Source organism: Hasllibacter halocynthiae (genome assembly GCF_003003095.1).
Classification (GTDB): Bacteria; Pseudomonadota; Alphaproteobacteria; order Rhodobacterales; family Rhodobacteraceae; genus Hasllibacter; species Hasllibacter halocynthiae.
The window spans coordinates 312,465-325,878 of record NZ_PVTT01000001.1; the positions used below are offsets into that span (position 1 = coordinate 312,465).

The 13,414-nt window shown below is 73.3% G+C and carries 16 protein-coding genes and 1 tRNA gene; 8 read left to right on the top strand and 9 right to left on the bottom strand.

Going from position 1 to position 13,414, the window contains the following annotated elements; genetic code table 11:
* The first annotated feature begins 64 nt into the window (after nucleotides 1-64).
* Nucleotides 65-1,534, top strand: coding sequence for a DNA recombination protein RmuC (locus tag BCF33_RS01575; RefSeq protein WP_106159191.1), 1,470 nt, complete (start codon nucleotides 65-67; stop codon nucleotides 1,532-1,534).
* 3 nt (nucleotides 1,535-1,537) lie between these two features.
* Here the strand turns inward: BCF33_RS01575 and BCF33_RS01580 are convergent, their stop codons facing one another.
* The gene (locus tag BCF33_RS01580; protein WP_106159192.1) at nucleotides 1,538-1,894 is read right to left on the bottom strand and encodes a hypothetical protein; all 357 of its coding nucleotides are present in this window, start codon (nucleotides 1,892-1,894) and stop codon (nucleotides 1,538-1,540) included.
* 89 nt (nucleotides 1,895-1,983) lie between these two features.
* Between BCF33_RS01580 and BCF33_RS01585 the strand changes: the two genes are divergently transcribed.
* The 4 genes from BCF33_RS01585 (at nucleotide 1,984) to ribD (ending at nucleotide 4,565) form a co-directional block, all read left to right on the top strand.
* Nucleotides 1,984-2,382, top strand: coding sequence for a hypothetical protein (locus BCF33_RS01585; protein ID WP_106159193.1), 399 nt, complete (start codon nucleotides 1,984-1,986; stop codon nucleotides 2,380-2,382).
* Nucleotides 2,382-2,789, top strand: a complete 408-nt coding sequence (locus BCF33_RS01590; RefSeq protein WP_106160148.1) for a secondary thiamine-phosphate synthase enzyme YjbQ — start codon at nucleotides 2,382-2,384, stop codon at nucleotides 2,787-2,789. Before BCF33_RS01585 ends, BCF33_RS01590 begins: the two co-directional genes overlap by 1 nt.
* A gap of 211 nt (nucleotides 2,790-3,000) precedes the next feature.
* The gene (gene nrdR, locus BCF33_RS01595; RefSeq protein ID WP_106159194.1) at nucleotides 3,001-3,465 is read left to right on the top strand and encodes a transcriptional regulator NrdR; all 465 of its coding nucleotides are present in this window, start codon (nucleotides 3,001-3,003) and stop codon (nucleotides 3,463-3,465) included.
* The gene (gene ribD / locus BCF33_RS01600) at nucleotides 3,462-4,565 is read left to right on the top strand and encodes a bifunctional diaminohydroxyphosphoribosylaminopyrimidine deaminase/5-amino-6-(5-phosphoribosylamino)uracil reductase RibD (RefSeq protein WP_342747412.1); all 1,104 of its coding nucleotides are present in this window, start codon (nucleotides 3,462-3,464) and stop codon (nucleotides 4,563-4,565) included. Before nrdR ends, ribD begins: the two co-directional genes overlap by 4 nt.
* Nucleotides 4,566-4,606: 41 nt before the next feature.
* Here ribD and BCF33_RS01605 read toward each other — a convergent pair whose 3' ends face one another.
* The 4 genes from BCF33_RS01605 to BCF33_RS01620 all read right to left on the bottom strand — a co-directional run bounded on the left by BCF33_RS01605 (nucleotide 4,607) and on the right by BCF33_RS01620 (nucleotide 9,632).
* Entirely contained in the window at nucleotides 4,607-6,586 is a 1,980-nt protein-coding gene (locus tag BCF33_RS01605) for a capsular polysaccharide biosynthesis protein (RefSeq protein WP_106159195.1), read from the bottom strand.
* Between the two features lie 57 nt (nucleotides 6,587-6,643).
* On the bottom strand, nucleotides 6,644-7,756 hold the full coding sequence (locus tag BCF33_RS01610; RefSeq protein WP_245883749.1) for a polysaccharide biosynthesis/export family protein: 1,113 nt from the start codon (nucleotides 7,754-7,756) through the stop codon (nucleotides 6,644-6,646).
* Between the two features lie 139 nt (nucleotides 7,757-7,895).
* Entirely contained in the window at nucleotides 7,896-9,221 is a 1,326-nt protein-coding gene (locus BCF33_RS01615) for a capsule biosynthesis protein (RefSeq protein ID WP_106159196.1), read from the bottom strand.
* Between the two features lie 111 nt (nucleotides 9,222-9,332).
* Nucleotides 9,333-9,632, bottom strand: a complete 300-nt coding sequence (locus tag BCF33_RS01620) for a hypothetical protein (RefSeq protein WP_106159197.1) — start codon at nucleotides 9,630-9,632, stop codon at nucleotides 9,333-9,335.
* Between the two features lie 365 nt (nucleotides 9,633-9,997).
* Here BCF33_RS01620 and BCF33_RS01625 point away from each other — a divergent pair, with 365 nt between their 5' ends.
* Both BCF33_RS01625 and BCF33_RS01630 read left to right on the top strand, forming a co-directional pair.
* Complete coding sequence (locus tag BCF33_RS01625) at nucleotides 9,998-10,588, top strand: riboflavin synthase (protein WP_106159198.1); 591 nt, start codon at nucleotides 9,998-10,000, stop codon at nucleotides 10,586-10,588.
* Nucleotides 10,585-11,352 (top strand): SDR family NAD(P)-dependent oxidoreductase, encoded by a 768-nt coding sequence (locus BCF33_RS01630; protein WP_106159199.1) that lies wholly within the window; start codon nucleotides 10,585-10,587, stop codon nucleotides 11,350-11,352. Before BCF33_RS01625 ends, BCF33_RS01630 begins: the two co-directional genes overlap by 4 nt.
* A 63-nt stretch (nucleotides 11,353-11,415) precedes the next feature.
* Here BCF33_RS01630 and BCF33_RS01635 read toward each other — a convergent pair.
* Both BCF33_RS01635 and BCF33_RS01640 read right to left on the bottom strand, forming a co-directional pair.
* Nucleotides 11,416-11,492: transfer RNA gene (locus tag BCF33_RS01635), tRNA-His, on the bottom strand.
* Nucleotides 11,493-11,506: 14 nt separating this feature from the next.
* A complete protein-coding gene (locus BCF33_RS01640; protein WP_158259330.1) occupies nucleotides 11,507-12,019 on the bottom strand; it encodes a GNAT family N-acetyltransferase in 513 nt (170 codons plus the stop codon).
* Between the two features lie 52 nt (nucleotides 12,020-12,071).
* On the opposite strand from BCF33_RS01640, the gene BCF33_RS01645 reads away from it, so the two are divergent.
* A complete protein-coding gene (locus BCF33_RS01645) occupies nucleotides 12,072-12,260 on the top strand; it encodes a DUF6324 family protein (RefSeq protein ID WP_106159201.1) in 189 nt (62 codons plus the stop codon).
* On the opposite strand, the gene BCF33_RS01650 is transcribed toward BCF33_RS01645, so the two are convergent.
* On the bottom strand, nucleotides 12,257-12,742 hold the full coding sequence (locus BCF33_RS01650) for an MmcB family DNA repair protein (RefSeq protein ID WP_245883682.1): 486 nt from the start codon (nucleotides 12,740-12,742) through the stop codon (nucleotides 12,257-12,259). The two genes, BCF33_RS01645 and BCF33_RS01650, sit on opposite strands and share 4 nt — an antisense overlap.
* Before the next feature lie 437 nt (nucleotides 12,743-13,179).
* Nucleotides 13,180-13,413, bottom strand: a complete 234-nt coding sequence (locus BCF33_RS01655; RefSeq protein WP_106159202.1) for a hypothetical protein — start codon at nucleotides 13,411-13,413, stop codon at nucleotides 13,180-13,182.
* Nucleotide 13,414 lies beyond the last annotated feature (1 nt).

The window sequence follows — 13,414 nt, forward strand, 5'->3', positions numbered from 1 at the left end:
GCTTGACGGCGGCGGGGGCTATGGGGGAACGATCGGGGAACGCACACCGCCGGAGTCGCCCGCCATGACCGACCCACTCCTTCCCGCCGCGATTCTCTGCGGTGCGCTTGCGCTCCTCTTCCTCGTCCTCTGGCTCTCGGCCCGGGGGCACGCGCCCCGCGCGGCCTCGGCCGAGCGGCGGCTGGCGGAAGGGGCGGACCGGGCGGAGCGGGACGGCGCCGAGATCGTCCGCCTCTCCTCCGAGGCCGCGCGCCTGCGCGAGGGCGCCGAACGGCTCGAGCGCCAGGCGGAGGGCCTGCGGCAGGAACGGCGCGAGGCGGACGCCCGCGCCGAGGATCAGCGCCGCGCCATCCAGGCCACGCTGGACGAGGCGCGCGAGGAGGTCGCGGGCCTGCAGGTCACGAACGAGGGGCTGCGCCGCCAGCTCGCCGCGCGGGCCGAGCGGCACGACGAGGAGGTGAAGCTCCTCACACGGATGCGCGAGGACATGACCGACCGCTTCAAGGCGCTGGCCGAGCAGACCCTGAAGGATCAGGGCGAGCGGTTCGGCACCCTCAACCGCGAGCGGGTCGAAGCGTTGATGAAGCCCATGCGCGAGCAGGTCGACCACTTCCAGCGCGAGCTTCGCACCGCCCACGAGGGCGCCGCGAAGGATCGCGAGCGTCTGAAGGCCGAGATCGAAGGTCTCTCCCGCCGCTCCGAGGAGGTCTCGAAGGAGGCGGTCGCGCTGACGAACGCCCTGAAGGGCGAGAAGCAGCGCCAGGGCGCCTGGGGCGAGATGATCCTCGAGCGGGTGCTCGAGGACAGCGGCCTGCGCCGGGGCGCGGAGTTCGAGACGCAGTTCTCGGTCGACGACGGCGAGGGGGGCCGCCGCCGCCCGGACGTCGTGGTGCGGCTGCCCGGCGACAAGGTCGTCGTGATCGATTCGAAGGTCTCGCTGGTCGCCTACGAGGCGGCCGTGAACGCCGGCGACGAGGAGGAGCGCACGCGCCGGATGCGGGCGCATGTCCAGGCGGTGCAGAGGCATATCGACGAGCTCGCCGGGCGCGACTATTCCGGCATGGTCCGGGGCGCGGTCGACTACGTTCTGATGTTCATGCCGGTCGAAGGGGCGCTGGCCGCCGCGCTGGAGGTGCAGGACGACCTGACCTCGCGCGCCATAGCCAAGCGGGTCGGCATCGCGACGCCGACGACGCTGATGATGGCGCTCAGGACGATCCAGCATGTCTGGGCGGTCGAGCGGCGGGAATCCAACGCTGAGGACATCGCCCGCCGGGCGGGCCTCCTCCATGACAAGATGGCGGGGGTGCTTGAGGCGTTCGAGAAGGTCGGCGACCATCTGGACCGCGCCCAGTCGGAGCATTCGACCGCGCTCGACCGCCTCTCTCGGGGCAACGGCAACGTCCTGAACCAGTTCGACACGCTCCGCCGCCTCGGGGCTCGGACGCGGAAGGACATGCCGGTCGGGTTCGACGCCGAAGGGGACGAAGCGGCGGTGCTGCCGCCGTCCGTCGCCCCCCATGCGGCCGAGTAGGGCCTAAGGCCGTTCGTCCTCGCCCTTCTTGGGCGGGTAGTAGTCGTCCTTCCCGTCGGGATGCGGCTCGGCGTCCGTCATCGTCGTGACGGAGTTCGGGTCGTGCGTGGTGCCCGGCATGCGCCCCGCGGCCGTAGCGGCGCGGGCGCGTGCCATCTCGGCCTCCTCCGGGCGGGCGGCGCCCTGCGGCTCGCTCGCGCCGTCGCCATGACCGAGCGGGTCGGCACGTCCGCGGCCGCGCTCGTCTTCCGCGGGGCGGGGCCGCGCCTCGTCGCGGGCGGGATCGTGGTCGTGAGGGAACGCCGCCTCGCGGGCAGTCACCTCGCGGCCGTCCTTCGTGGGGTCGTTCCTTCCGGCCATGCCGTCCTCCAGTATGCGTGCGTCCGAGAGGGAACGCCTGCACGGGACCGGCGTTCCATATTCGGCCTGCCCTGGAAGGAGGACCACCCATGCTACGCGCCGTCCTGACCGCCGCCGTCCTTCTCGTGCCGGGGTCCGTCCTGCTGCCGGGACAGGGCGACGCCTACCCGGCCGACAACGGACTGCGGGTCTTCCCGACCGATGAAGGCGCGGTAGTTCGGTCCATGGGCGGCGCCGCCGCGCGCGAGTTCTTCTGCGCCGCCGCCGACTGGGCCGTCCACACGCAGGGCCTGCCGCGTGGGGCGTCGATCGTCCTGACGCGCGACGTGGCGCCCGATCCGGCGTTCGACGGGGCACGGACCGCCTATTTCGCCTTCGGTGCCGACGGGCGCGGCACCGGCCTCATCGTCCGGCCCCTCGCGGGCGAGAGCATGAGCGCGGCACATGCCCTGTTGATCTGCGACCAGGAAGGGCTGTTCGTCGATTGATCCTCTCCGAGATCGAGATCCCGACCCGCGGGCCCGGCCTAGTCGAGTTCACGGACCGGGCCCGCGACGGTCTTCCGGCGCGCGACGGCCTTCTGACGCTCTTCGTGCGCCACACCTCCTGCTCGATCCTCGTGCAGGAGAACGCTGACCCGGACGTCCGCCGCGACCTTCAGGCCTGGGCGGAGCGTCTCGTGCCCCATGCGGACGACCCCGGCATGACGTTCCTGCGCCACCGCGCGGAAGGCCCCGACGACATGCCCGCACACATCCGCGCGGCGCATCTTCCGGTTTCGCTGTCCATCCCCGTCATGGCAGGGCGACCGCTGCTGGGCACCTGGCAGGGCATCTATCTCTGGGAGCATCGGTCCCGCCCGCACCTGCGGCGGGTGGCGCGTCACTTCGCCTGATGGACCTCCCCCCGTGGAACCCGCCGGGGGAGGCCCGGACGTGAGGGCCGGGATGGCCTAGGACGCGGACGTCCGTCCATTCGAACCTCGCCCACCGGCCACGTCCACACGGCTCGCCCGTGCGCGCCCCCGCATCCTGTGCCCTGTGCGGGGGGCTTCCCCAAGGGCTCGCGCGGCGCCATAACCGAGGCGCAAGGGGAGGGACCCGTCCATGCGCTGCCCGTTCTGCGGAAACGTCGATACCCAGGTGAAGGACTCCCGACCCGCCGAGGATCACGCCGCCATCCGTCGCAGGCGCCACTGCACGCAATGCGGCGGCCGCTTCACCACCTACGAGCGCGTGCAGCTCCGCGACCTCGTCGTCATAAAGTCCAACGGCCGGCGCGAGGAATTCGACCGCGACAAGCTCTCCCGCTCGATCCGCATCGCGCTGCAGAAGCGGCCCATGGAGCCCGAGCGCATGGATCAGATCATCTCGGGCATCGTGCGGCGGCTGGAGTCGCTCGGCGACACGGACGTCCGCTCAGACCGGATCGGCGAGATCGTGATGGAGACGCTGCAGCGGGTCGATACCGTCGCCTATGTTCGCTTCGCCAGCGTCTACAAGAATTTCCAGGCCCCGGACGACTTCGAGGACTTCGTGAGCGAATTACGCCCCAAGGCCCCCGAGGGGTGACGGGGGCCGCTTCCGACGACCTGCGCTGGATGGACGTCGCCCTCGCCCTGGGGCGCCGCGGGCTGGGGCAGACCGCGCCGAACCCGGCCGTCGGCTGCGTGATCGTTCGGGAGGGCAGGGTGGTCGGCCGGGGCCGCACCGCCCCCGGCGGCAGGCCCCACGCGGAGCGGGTGGCCCTCGACTTGGCGGGCGCAGCGGCGCGGGGCGGGACCGCCTACGTCACGCTCGAGCCCTGCGCCCATCGGGGCGCGACGGCGCCCTGCGCGGACGCGTTGATCGAGGCCGGCATCGCCCGATGCGTCCTGGCCCTGCGCGATCCCGACCCCCGCGTGGACGGCGCGGGCGCGGCAAGGATGCGCGCCGCGGGGATCGAGGTGGTGGAAGGCGTGCGCGCCGGCCGGGCCGCGCGGGATCAGGCGGGCTTCCTCCTCTCGCGCACCGAGGGCAGGCCCTTCGTGACCCTCAAGCTCGCCGCGACGCTCGACGGGCGGATTGCAACCGCGACGGGCGAGAGCCGCTGGATCACCTCGACCGAGGCGCGCCGCCTCGTCCATGCCGAGCGGGCCCGCCACGATGCCGTCCTCGTCGGCGCGGGCACCGTGCGCGCCGACGACCCCGACCTTTCCGTCCGCGGCTTCCCCGTGCCCCGGCAGCCCGTGCGCGCGGTCCTCTCGCGCCGCCTCGACTTGCCGCTGGGCCGCCTCGCCGCCACGGCGCGCGAGGTGCCCGTGATCCTCGTCCATGGCGAAGGCGCGCCGGGTGACGCCCGGACCGCCTGGGATGCCGCCGGCGCAGAGCGGATCGCGATCCCGAGCCCGCGTGGACGGCATGTCGATCCCGCCGCGGCTCTACGGGCACTCGCGGGGAGGGGGGTGACGCGCGTGCTCTGCGAGGGCGGCGGCACGCTCGCCGCGGCGCTCCTCCAGGCGGGGCTGGCGGACGAGCTCCTCGTCTTCGGCGCGGGCGTCGCCCTCGGGGCCGAGGGGCGCCCGATGCTCGGTGCGCTCGGCGTGGATGCCCTCGCGGACGCGCCCCGCTTCGCCCTTCGCGAACTGCGCCCCGTGGGGCCGGACACCCTCGCGCGGTGGGGCCGTGCCTGAAGGCGGGCAGGTCCTGCGGAACCCTCCCTCGGTGCATCGCCTCATCGCCAGAGGTGGGTCCGGCCCGCCAGCAGGCCCTGCGCCTTCGCCAGCGCACGCAGGCCGGGGCCGCGACGGGGCACTGCGCCCGAGGCCAGACGCTCGATCGCCACCTCGACGGGGCAGGGCGCGTTCGTGGCCGGGTCGTGGTAGCGCGGGTAGTCGATCAGCGCCGCATGGACTAGCGCCTCCAGCGTCGCCGCGCCCCGCCGGGCGGGGGCGCCCTCCAGATCCGTCGTCAGCCCCCAGCCGGCATAGAACGGCACGCCGAGGCAGGTGACGGGCACCCCCCGCAGGAGGGCCTCGAATCCCAAGGTCGACGTCATGGTCCAGACTTCGTCCACGGCGTCCAGCAGCGCGGCGGCGTCGACCCCCTCCAGAACCATGTCCGCCAGCGCGTGCGCATCCGGCAGGGCGCCTGGCCGCAGCCCCCTCTCCACGTCGGGGTGAGGCTTGTAGAGGATCGCGGCACCCGGCCGCGCGGCACGCGCCGCCTCGAGCAGCGCCCGGTTCGTTCGGACCTCGCCCGCGCCGAGGCGGATCGACGCGTCGTCCTCGACCTGACCGGGCACCAGGACGCGCGGCCCGTCCGGCAGGGGCGGGACGGTGCCGCCGAGGTTGTACTTGCCCACCCCCGCGGCCCTGAGCGAGGCGATCAGCCGCTCCGCCCGCCGCGCTTCCCAGTCTCGCAGGGGCCGGACCGCCGCCTCTAGGTCGCTGGGCCGGGACGGGTCGTAGTAGAGGCCGCGCCCGTCGGTCACGAGGCTGAGCGGCGGGACGAGATCGGCCCCAAGCCCCCGCGAGCGGAGAAACCCGTCCTCGGCCCGCCGCAGGGCGGGCACGCCGGGAAGCTCGGCCGTTCCCCAGACCAGCAAGTCCCGGCCCTCCGCCTTTGCCTTCTCCACGGCGGGCACCGGGCGGTCCTCGAACGCGACGCGGCGCCAGCGACCGAACATCCGCTGGATCGACCTGCGCTTCCACAGTCGCATTCCGACTGCCACATGGCCGTGCCGGTCCTCGCGCCAGGCCCGAAGTCGCGCCTCGAGCTCGTCGAGGGCAGTCTCGAACGTGCCCTCGCGCCCCCGGAACCCGTCCCACCAGAACGGGTGCAGCAGCATCGCCCCAGCGAAGATCTGCGCACGCGTGAGCGTCCGGCCCCGGCGTGCCCGCGGCACGAGGCCTTCGGGCGCACGGTCGTCCGTCAGCCCCCAGCCCGCGTAGAAGGGCGCGCCGAAGACCGCCGGACGGTGCCCCGCGAGGATCGCGTCGAAGCCGCCCTGGGAGGAGAGGGTATAGACCCCCACCGCCCCTTCCAGCAGCGCGCGCAGGCCCACGGCCGGATCGGCCAGCTCGCCCGCGCCGGGCGCGTAGTGCCCCGGGCGATGACCCTCGGCCGTCTCCGGATGCGCACGGATCAGGATGCGGGCCCCGGGATGGTCCTCGCGGGCTGCGAACAGCATCTCGGCGAAGACGGCCTGTGTCCCGCGCGAGGCCGTCACGGCGGCGTCGCCCCGCGTCTGGTCCAGCACGAGGGCGTATCCCGGCTCCGGCGGCGGGACGGCGGGGTCGTGGGCCGAGTATTTCGATGCCCCCATCGCGGCGAGCCGCTCCATCCCGTCCCGCGCCCGCGACAGGAGGGCGGCGTCATCCAGCGGATGGGTCGCCAGGAGCGTCTCGAGATCGCTCGGCCCTGAGGGGTCGAAGTGCACGCCCGATCGATCGAGCGTCAGGCCCAGCGGCGCCTCGCCCGACCGCCCCGGCAGGACCGAGCGGATCGGCGCGTCCTCGATTCGCAGCACCGCCGCGCCCGTGCGCGCCGCGACCTGCCTGCCCCGCGCCGAGGCGGGCGAGGCGCCCCAGATCCCGACCGTTCCCCGGGCGTCCGGCCATCCGAGGCGCGGCGACCAACCGGCGCCGCGCAGCATCGCCCGCAAGCGGCGGTCGGTCAGGAAGCTGCGCGAGAAGACGTGGAGCGGGACCATCGGGTGCGCCTTCTTGCCGGAGAAGGGCGGCCCAGGCGAGGTCCCGCCCCCCGATCCTCAGCCACCCGCCAGCGTGTCCGGCAGCCCGGTCGCCGCCGTGGCCGCCCCGGTGATCGAGGTGATGATCCGCGTGAACTGCGCGTAGGGCGCCTCTGTCACGTAGACCGTGTCGCCGTCCCGGATCAAAAAGTCGCGCGCCTCGAAGAGGCCGTTCGGCCGCGTCAGGTCGAGGACGTAGATCATCCGCTGGGCGCCTTGGAGGTCGCCGCGGCCCAGCACCTGCGCGGCTACGGGCTCGGCCTCGTTGCGCAGGACGAACACGCCCGTCGGGTCCGCGGTGGTGGGCGAGAGGCCACCGACCTGCGCGATCGCCTCCAGCGCGCTGGTAGTCCTCTCCTCGAAGCGGACCTGCGTCTGCGCCCCCGTCGCGCCGAGCGCGGTGAAGGACAGCGGCGGGTTGTCCACGACGATCGCGTCGCCGTCGCGCAGCGCGATGTCGAGCGCCGGCTCGCGCAGGAGCTCGTCGTACCAGACGGACCTGGACCGCCCGGCCCGCGTGATCGTCACCTGCGCCGTCTCGGGGTTCGCGGGCACCGCACCGGCCGCCGCCAGCGCCGGCAGGAGCGTCCGGGTAGCCCGCTGCAGCGGCACCACGCTGGAGCCTGCTCCGGGAAAGACGATGGACACGGACGCCCCGTCGCCGGCCACGCGCTGGACGAGGACCTGCGGGTCGGGCGTCTGCTCGTCGAGGCGGGCGGTGATGATGCGCCGCAGCGCCTCGGGCGTCTGGCCGGCGGCGCGGATGCGGCCCGCATAGGGAACGAAGATGAAGCCGGATTCGTCCACCTGCAGCTCGGGCAGGGCGGCCGCCCCGGCGCCGCCCGTGGCCAGCAGCCCTTCCTCGACGTTCTCGAACACGGTCAAGCCGATGACGTCGCCCGGCCGGATCGTGTCCGCGCCGATGGCCCCGGCCGCCAGGAAGTGCCGGTCGAAGGTCAGCGCGGGCACCACGGCCGTCGCGCGGGTCACGCGGTCGTTCACCTCGACCACGAACGCGTCGCCCGAGCGCAGGACCGAGCCTTCGTAGATCTCGCCCTTGGAGGGGCCGATTCGCGGCAGGATCCCGCAAGCCCCGAGGCCGAGCACGGCCGAGAGGGCGGCCCCCGTCATGATCCGGGTCCGGCGGCCCGCGATGGATTGGCTCAACTGCCCGCCCCCCTCGTCCTGGGCCATGCCTCGGCGAGCGGCCCCCGGTCGTCCGTCGTTCGTGCGACGCTAGCGCGCGCCGTCGATCCGGGCCAACCGGCCCTCAGCGGACCACCCGCAGTTGTTGCCGGGGCGACGCACGGCCCGAGCTGAGCGCGTCGTAGGGATTCTCGGGGGCCAGGACCATGTCCACCACCTGCCGCAGGAGCTGCCGCCGCCCGCGGGCGCTGTAGAAGCCGCCCGCGACCTGCGAGGTCTCGAGGAGGTAGCGGCGGTAGTCCTTGTAGGCGCGGCTGTCGGGGCGCCCGGGGCGGGCGAAGAAGTCGGGAAGGGGCTGCGGGCTCACGAACTCCGGCTTGTCGTAGACTGCCGCGCCGAAGGTCTTAAGGGGCAGGCCGCGCCAGAGGACCTGCTGCCCGGCCGTGCTGTTCACCGTCACCGCGCTGCGCGCGTCGTCCAGCAGGCGGGCCAGCTTGCCGCCGGGCACGTAGTGGACGCGTCCCTCGACGCCGTGCCGGCGGGCGGCCGCGCGGACCGCGTCCCGGGGCCGTGCGCGCCCGTCCTCCAGGGGATGAGCCTTGAAGACCAGGCGGTGATGCGGCGGCGCCCCTTCCGCGAAGCCCCGGACGACCGTGTCGGCGAAATCCCGCGGGCTGGAGAAGTCGGAATGCGCGGTCAGCGAGGCATCGTGCGCGAGCTGCAGAAGGACGAGGTGGAACGGCCAGCCGCCGCGCTGGATGCGCGCGGTGACCCCGCGCCGCAACGCCGCCGCCGCCGGCATCCCGCCGAGGCGACGGGCGTGAAGCATCGCTTCCTGCCCGATGCCGATCGTCCGGTGCGGCCGGAAGGCCGGCCATCGCCGCGCGCCGAGCAGGACGGCCCCGTGATAGGCCGCGCCCCAGAACACGTGCTGGCGCGTGTCGCCCCAGTGGCCGGGCGTCTCCGGGCCCTCCATCCCGCTCGCGGCTAGGGCGGCGCGCATGTCCGCGATCGACGTCGTCATCAGCCGCGACCGGCCGTTCGAGCCGCCCCGTTCGTAGGTGACCCAGTAGGGCCGCATGTAGCCTTCCTCGAAGACATGGACGCGGATCCCCCGCGCTTCGGCGAGGCGGATCGCCTCGGCGTGGACGGGGCGGACGTCGCCGTAGAGGACGAGATCCGTGGTCCCCTCGCGCGACATGAGGTCATCGGCGAAGGCGGGCCACGCCTCCTGCGGGGCGTCGAAGCGCACGAACCCGGGGCCGTGCCAGAAGGCCGCGTCGCCGGCGTTGAAGCCGACGCGGCGGACCTGCGCCCCCGCGTCGCGCAGATGCCGGGCGAGCTGCGAGAAGAACGGCCCGTGCGGCCCCTGCAGCAGAAGGAACCGCCGGTTCGGTCCCCTGCCCGGATGGGCGGCCCTCACGATGTCCCCCTCGCGCGCATGCGCCATCGATATTCCTCGCGTGTGTGGAAGGCCATACCACGGAACATGGGCGGGACGATGGCGGCCCTTCCGGGGGGCGGAGGGGTGCCGTCTGGGCGCGGCGCGGCGGGGCGCCCGTCAGGAAGGCCCCGCCTCCCGCCGGACCTCCTGCTCCTGCATGCCGAGCCCGTCGACCAAGCCCGGGCGTTCCGATCCCGGTGTCTCGTAGTGGGAAAGTTTCGTGACTTTCTCCGTTCCAGCGATGTCGCGGGACGCTTCATGGATCGCCTGGCCGCCGGAGAGGTCCCAGACCGCCCCGGTGATGGGCGAGTTCCCCGGCGAGGCGAGCCGGCGGATCACCGCGGCAGCCGCGTCCACCTTCGGAAAGCGCCTCCGCGGGATCTTCGGGAGCATGTAGTCGATGTGCTTCCGGCTCATCTGGTCGAAGATCCGGGTGCGGGCGGCGGTCGGGGGCGCGCGTCGTCGGCGATGTCGCGATCCGCCTCCTCCTCGCCGATGGACTTGGCCGGGGTGATCACGGCCGCCTCCGGGACCGAACGGGCCGGATGTCGGGATTGCCCTCCTTCCCGGCGATCGAGGCGATGTTGACAATCGGGCCCCAACCCGCCGCCCGCATCGTCCCCGGCACGGCCCGGGTCACGGGGAACGTGCCGTCGAGGTGGGTCCGCACGCGATGCCTCCCCCCGTGCGGTCCCGCTCGAGCCGGTGTTCGACATGTACCGCGGCCGCCGAGGCGCACCGCGCCGTTGCGCCGAACCGGCCCGACGCGTAGTCCCGTCGCCATGTTCACCGGCATCGTCACGGACATCGGGGTCGTCCTCGCCCGCGAGGACAGGGGCGACGCCCGCTTCCGCATCCGCACCGCCTACGACATCGCCACGATCGACCTCGGCGCCTCGATCGCCTGCGACGGCTGCTGCCTCACCGCGGTCGCCCTCGGCGACGACTGGTTCGAGGTCGACGCATCCGCCGAGACGCTGTCGAAGACCGCCCTCGGCGGCTGGTCCGAAGGCACCCGCGTCAACCTGGAGCGGGCGCTGCGCGTGGGGGACGAGCTGGGCGGGCACATCGTCTCGGGCCATGTGGACGGCACCGCCCCCATCGCCGCGATGGCGCCTGAGGGCGACAGCCTGCGGATGGTCTTCGACGCCCCCGAGGACGTCGCACGGTTCATGGCCCCGAAAGGCAGCGTGACCCTGAACGGCGTCTCGCTTACCGTGAACGAGGTGGAGGGCGCGCGCTTCGGCGTGAACCTGATCCCCCACACGCGCGCGCACACGACCTTCGGCGACCGGAAGGAGGGCGACCGCGTGAACCTCGAGATCGACACCCTCGCCCGCTACGTCGCACGACTTCAGGAGACAGCAGGATGACGAAGCCGCTCGCCCTCGTCACCGGTGCCTCCGCCGGGATCGGCCGCGAGATCGCGCGGCTCCATGCGGCGCGCGGAGGCGACCTGATCGTCACCGCGCGCAGGGCCGACGCGCTCGAAGCGCTCGCCGTCGAGTTGAAGGACGCCCACGGGACCGAGACCCGGGTGGTCGCGCAGGACCTCGGCGCGGCAGGCGGGGCCCGCGCGCTGATCGACGCGGCGGGCGGGCGCATCCCCGACTACCTGGTGAACAACGCGGGCTTCGGGGGAACGGGCGCGTTCACCGACCGCGACCTCGACCGCGACCTCGCCATGATCGACCTCAACGTCACGCGCCTGGTCGAGCTCTGCCATCACTACGGGCGCGCGATGAAGGCGCGCGGTTCGGGACGCATCCTGAACGTCGGCTCGACGGCGGGCTTCGTGCCAGGGCCGTTCCAGGCGACGTACTACGCGACCAAGGCGTTCGTGAACTCCTTCTCGCAGGCCCTCGACGAAGAGCTGCGCGAGCACGGCGTCACCGTCACCGTCCTCGCCCCCGGCTATGTCGAGACCGAGTTCGCGGACGTCGCGCAGATGCGCCATACCGATCTGGTGAAGGCCGGCGGCGCCACGGCCGAGAGCGTGGCCGAGGTGGGCTACGACGCGATGCTGCGCGGCGACCTCGTCGCGATCAACGACCGCAGGCTGGCCGCCATGCTCCGCACGATCGGCCTCGCGCCCCGGCGGCAGGTGCTGAAGATGATACGCAAGCGCCAGCAGTGATGGCCCATGCGCCGCGCGGAGCCTCCGCCCCGGCAGGGCGGGCGCGAGGGCGGGGCAGGGGGGTGGTACCGCCTCCCCGGCTCGAACGGGGGACCTCTTGATCCACAATCAAGCGCTCTAACCTACTGAGCTAAGGCGGCACGCGGGGCCGCACCTAGCGCCCCCGGCGCCGTGCCGCAAGGGCGGCGAGGTTCCCTTCCCAGAGCTGCTCCACCGTGGCCTGCCCGAACGCCGTCACGGGCTCGGCCGCGGTCAGGCGCATCCCCTTGCGGGCATAGAGGCGACCCGCCGCGCGGTGGCTCTCGTGGGTGCGCAGGCGCAGGCCCCGCTGTCCCTTCGCGGCCGACCAGTCCACCAGGGCGTCGAACAGCCGGTCCGCCAGCCCCGTCCCGCGCGCCTCCGGCAGCACGAGGAACATCCGCAGCCGCGACCATCCGGCGCCGTCGTCCATGCAGAACACGCAGCCCACGCGCCGGTCCCCCGACCAAGCGATCCAGCCGCGCGAGAGGGGGTCCCCCGCCTCCAGGAAATTCGCCGCCACCCGCGCTACGAGGGCTTCGAAGGCCGGGCCGTAGCCTTCGTCACGGGCGTAGAGGCGCCCGTGCTCCATGACGGCCCAGCCGATGTCCCCGGGCGCGACGCCGCGCAACTCGCATGCCTTGTCCACTCGACAACCTCTTCCCGCCGGCCCATCTGCGCGCGTCGAAGGAGTACGCGACATGGGCATCAACGACGAGAGCGACGCCGAGGCCGGGCTGCAGATCGGCCCGACCGACAAGGGCATGGTCCGCATCTACATCGAATCGGGCGGGCACGGCATCCCGATGGACTTCGACCCCGAGGAGGCCGAGGAGATCGCCGACGAGATCAGGGCCGCCGCCGCCCGTGCCAAGGCGTTCGGCGCCTAGCCTGCGGACCAGCCCGGGTCGCGCGCGTAGGACAGGCGCTGGGCGGCGCAACGGGCGAAGCGCTGGGTCAGCGCCTTGCGCCGGGCGCCGGCCATCCGCTCCTCCGGGGCGGGGCGGTGGATCACGGCGTCCCAGGCGTCGGCCAGGATGATCCCGGTGCCGTCGGGCAGCAGCTCCTGCGGGAAGGCCCCGTCCACGGCCCAAAAGTAGCGGTCGCACCATTCGAGGTAGCCCTGCCACTTGCCGTCCGACTGGAAATCGGCGCGGGACGACTTGCACTCGACCACCCAGACCTCGCCCTTGGGCCCGAGGGCGCAGACATCCGTGCGGAGGCCGCGGGTCGGGCTGAACTCCTCCAGGCAGGCGAAGCCGTGAGAGGACGAGAGATGCCGCACCACGCCCCGCGCCAGGCGCTGCCCCGGCTGCATCGCGCCGAGCCGCTCGGCGTCGTCGCCGGGCCGGAGGTCGAGGAGCTGTCCCATGAGGTCGCAGCATGAACGGAGGGCGAACGGAAGCCAAGCGAGTCGGAAGGTCGCAGGGCCCCGCGCGCGGCTTCGCGCGGTCCGCGGTTCGCCGCGGGGCGGCGGGTCGCCCTGTCCGGCCGACATGGCCGTCGCGGCCCGCGTCCCCCTTGCCCGGACCTTCCCCCGCGCCTAGGTCGTCTGCCGTGACGGGTGCTGTCCTTCCCGTGCCGGGCGAACTATTCCGGTGGCCTTACGCACATCCGAGGGGGCTGGCGCTGACCGGATCTTGGTCCGGCTACCTGGCTCCCACCTGATTTATCAGGTCCTCGGGAATGCACCGACCCGACGGTCGCGTACGGGCCCGTCACGCTTTCCCCGCCTCGGCGCCAGCGTCCGCCCGGTCCCGGCATGCACGCGAACCGGCGCAGCCCGGCCCGTGCGGCGGGCGCGTCTCGTCATCCGTCGTCCGCTTCGGCGAGGCGGAAGACGGCGATGCCGCATTGCGCCCCGGCGAAGACGATCCCGTTGAAGAACCACAGCAGGAACAGCGCCAGCGCCGCCACGTCTGAGCCGAGGATCAGCCCCCGCAACCCGGCCGTGTCGGTGACGAGCAGGAGCGCGACGAACCCCGCGGCGGCCCCGAAGCCGATCGCGCAATGCCTCAGCCAGAAGCGGAAGATGGGCGGCACG

Bases quoted from the DNA above. Each gene is read 5' to 3' on its own strand.
- BCF33_RS01625 (WP_106159198.1), top strand. From the start codon at position 9,998: ATGTTCACCGGCATCGTCACGGACATCGGGGTCGTCCTCGCCCGCGAG.
- BCF33_RS01575 (WP_106159191.1), top strand. From the start codon at position 65: ATGACCGACCCACTCCTTCCCGCCGCGATTCTCTGCGGTGCGCTTGCG.
- BCF33_RS01630 (WP_106159199.1), top strand. From the start codon at position 10,585: ATGACGAAGCCGCTCGCCCTCGTCACCGGTGCCTCCGCCGGGATCGGC.
- BCF33_RS01580 (WP_106159192.1), bottom strand. From the start codon at position 1,894: ATGGCCGGAAGGAACGACCCCACGAAGGACGGCCGCGAGGTGACTGCC.
- BCF33_RS01615 (WP_106159196.1), bottom strand. From the start codon at position 9,221: ATGGCGCATGCGCGCGAGGGGGACATCGTGAGGGCCGCCCATCCGGGC.
- BCF33_RS01605 (WP_106159195.1), bottom strand. From the start codon at position 6,586: ATGGTCCCGCTCCACGTCTTCTCGCGCAGCTTCCTGACCGACCGCCGC.
- BCF33_RS01585 (WP_106159193.1), top strand. From the start codon at position 1,984: ATGCTACGCGCCGTCCTGACCGCCGCCGTCCTTCTCGTGCCGGGGTCC.
- BCF33_RS01620 (WP_106159197.1), bottom strand. From the start codon at position 9,632: ATGAGCCGGAAGCACATCGACTACATGCTCCCGAAGATCCCGCGGAGG.
- BCF33_RS01645 (WP_106159201.1), top strand. From the start codon at position 12,072: ATGGGCATCAACGACGAGAGCGACGCCGAGGCCGGGCTGCAGATCGGC.
- BCF33_RS01650 (WP_245883682.1), bottom strand. From the start codon at position 12,742: ATGGGACAGCTCCTCGACCTCCGGCCCGGCGACGACGCCGAGCGGCTC.
- nrdR (WP_106159194.1), top strand. From the start codon at position 3,001: ATGCGCTGCCCGTTCTGCGGAAACGTCGATACCCAGGTGAAGGACTCC.
- BCF33_RS01610 (WP_245883749.1), bottom strand. From the start codon at position 7,756: ATGACGGGGGCCGCCCTCTCGGCCGTGCTCGGCCTCGGGGCTTGCGGG.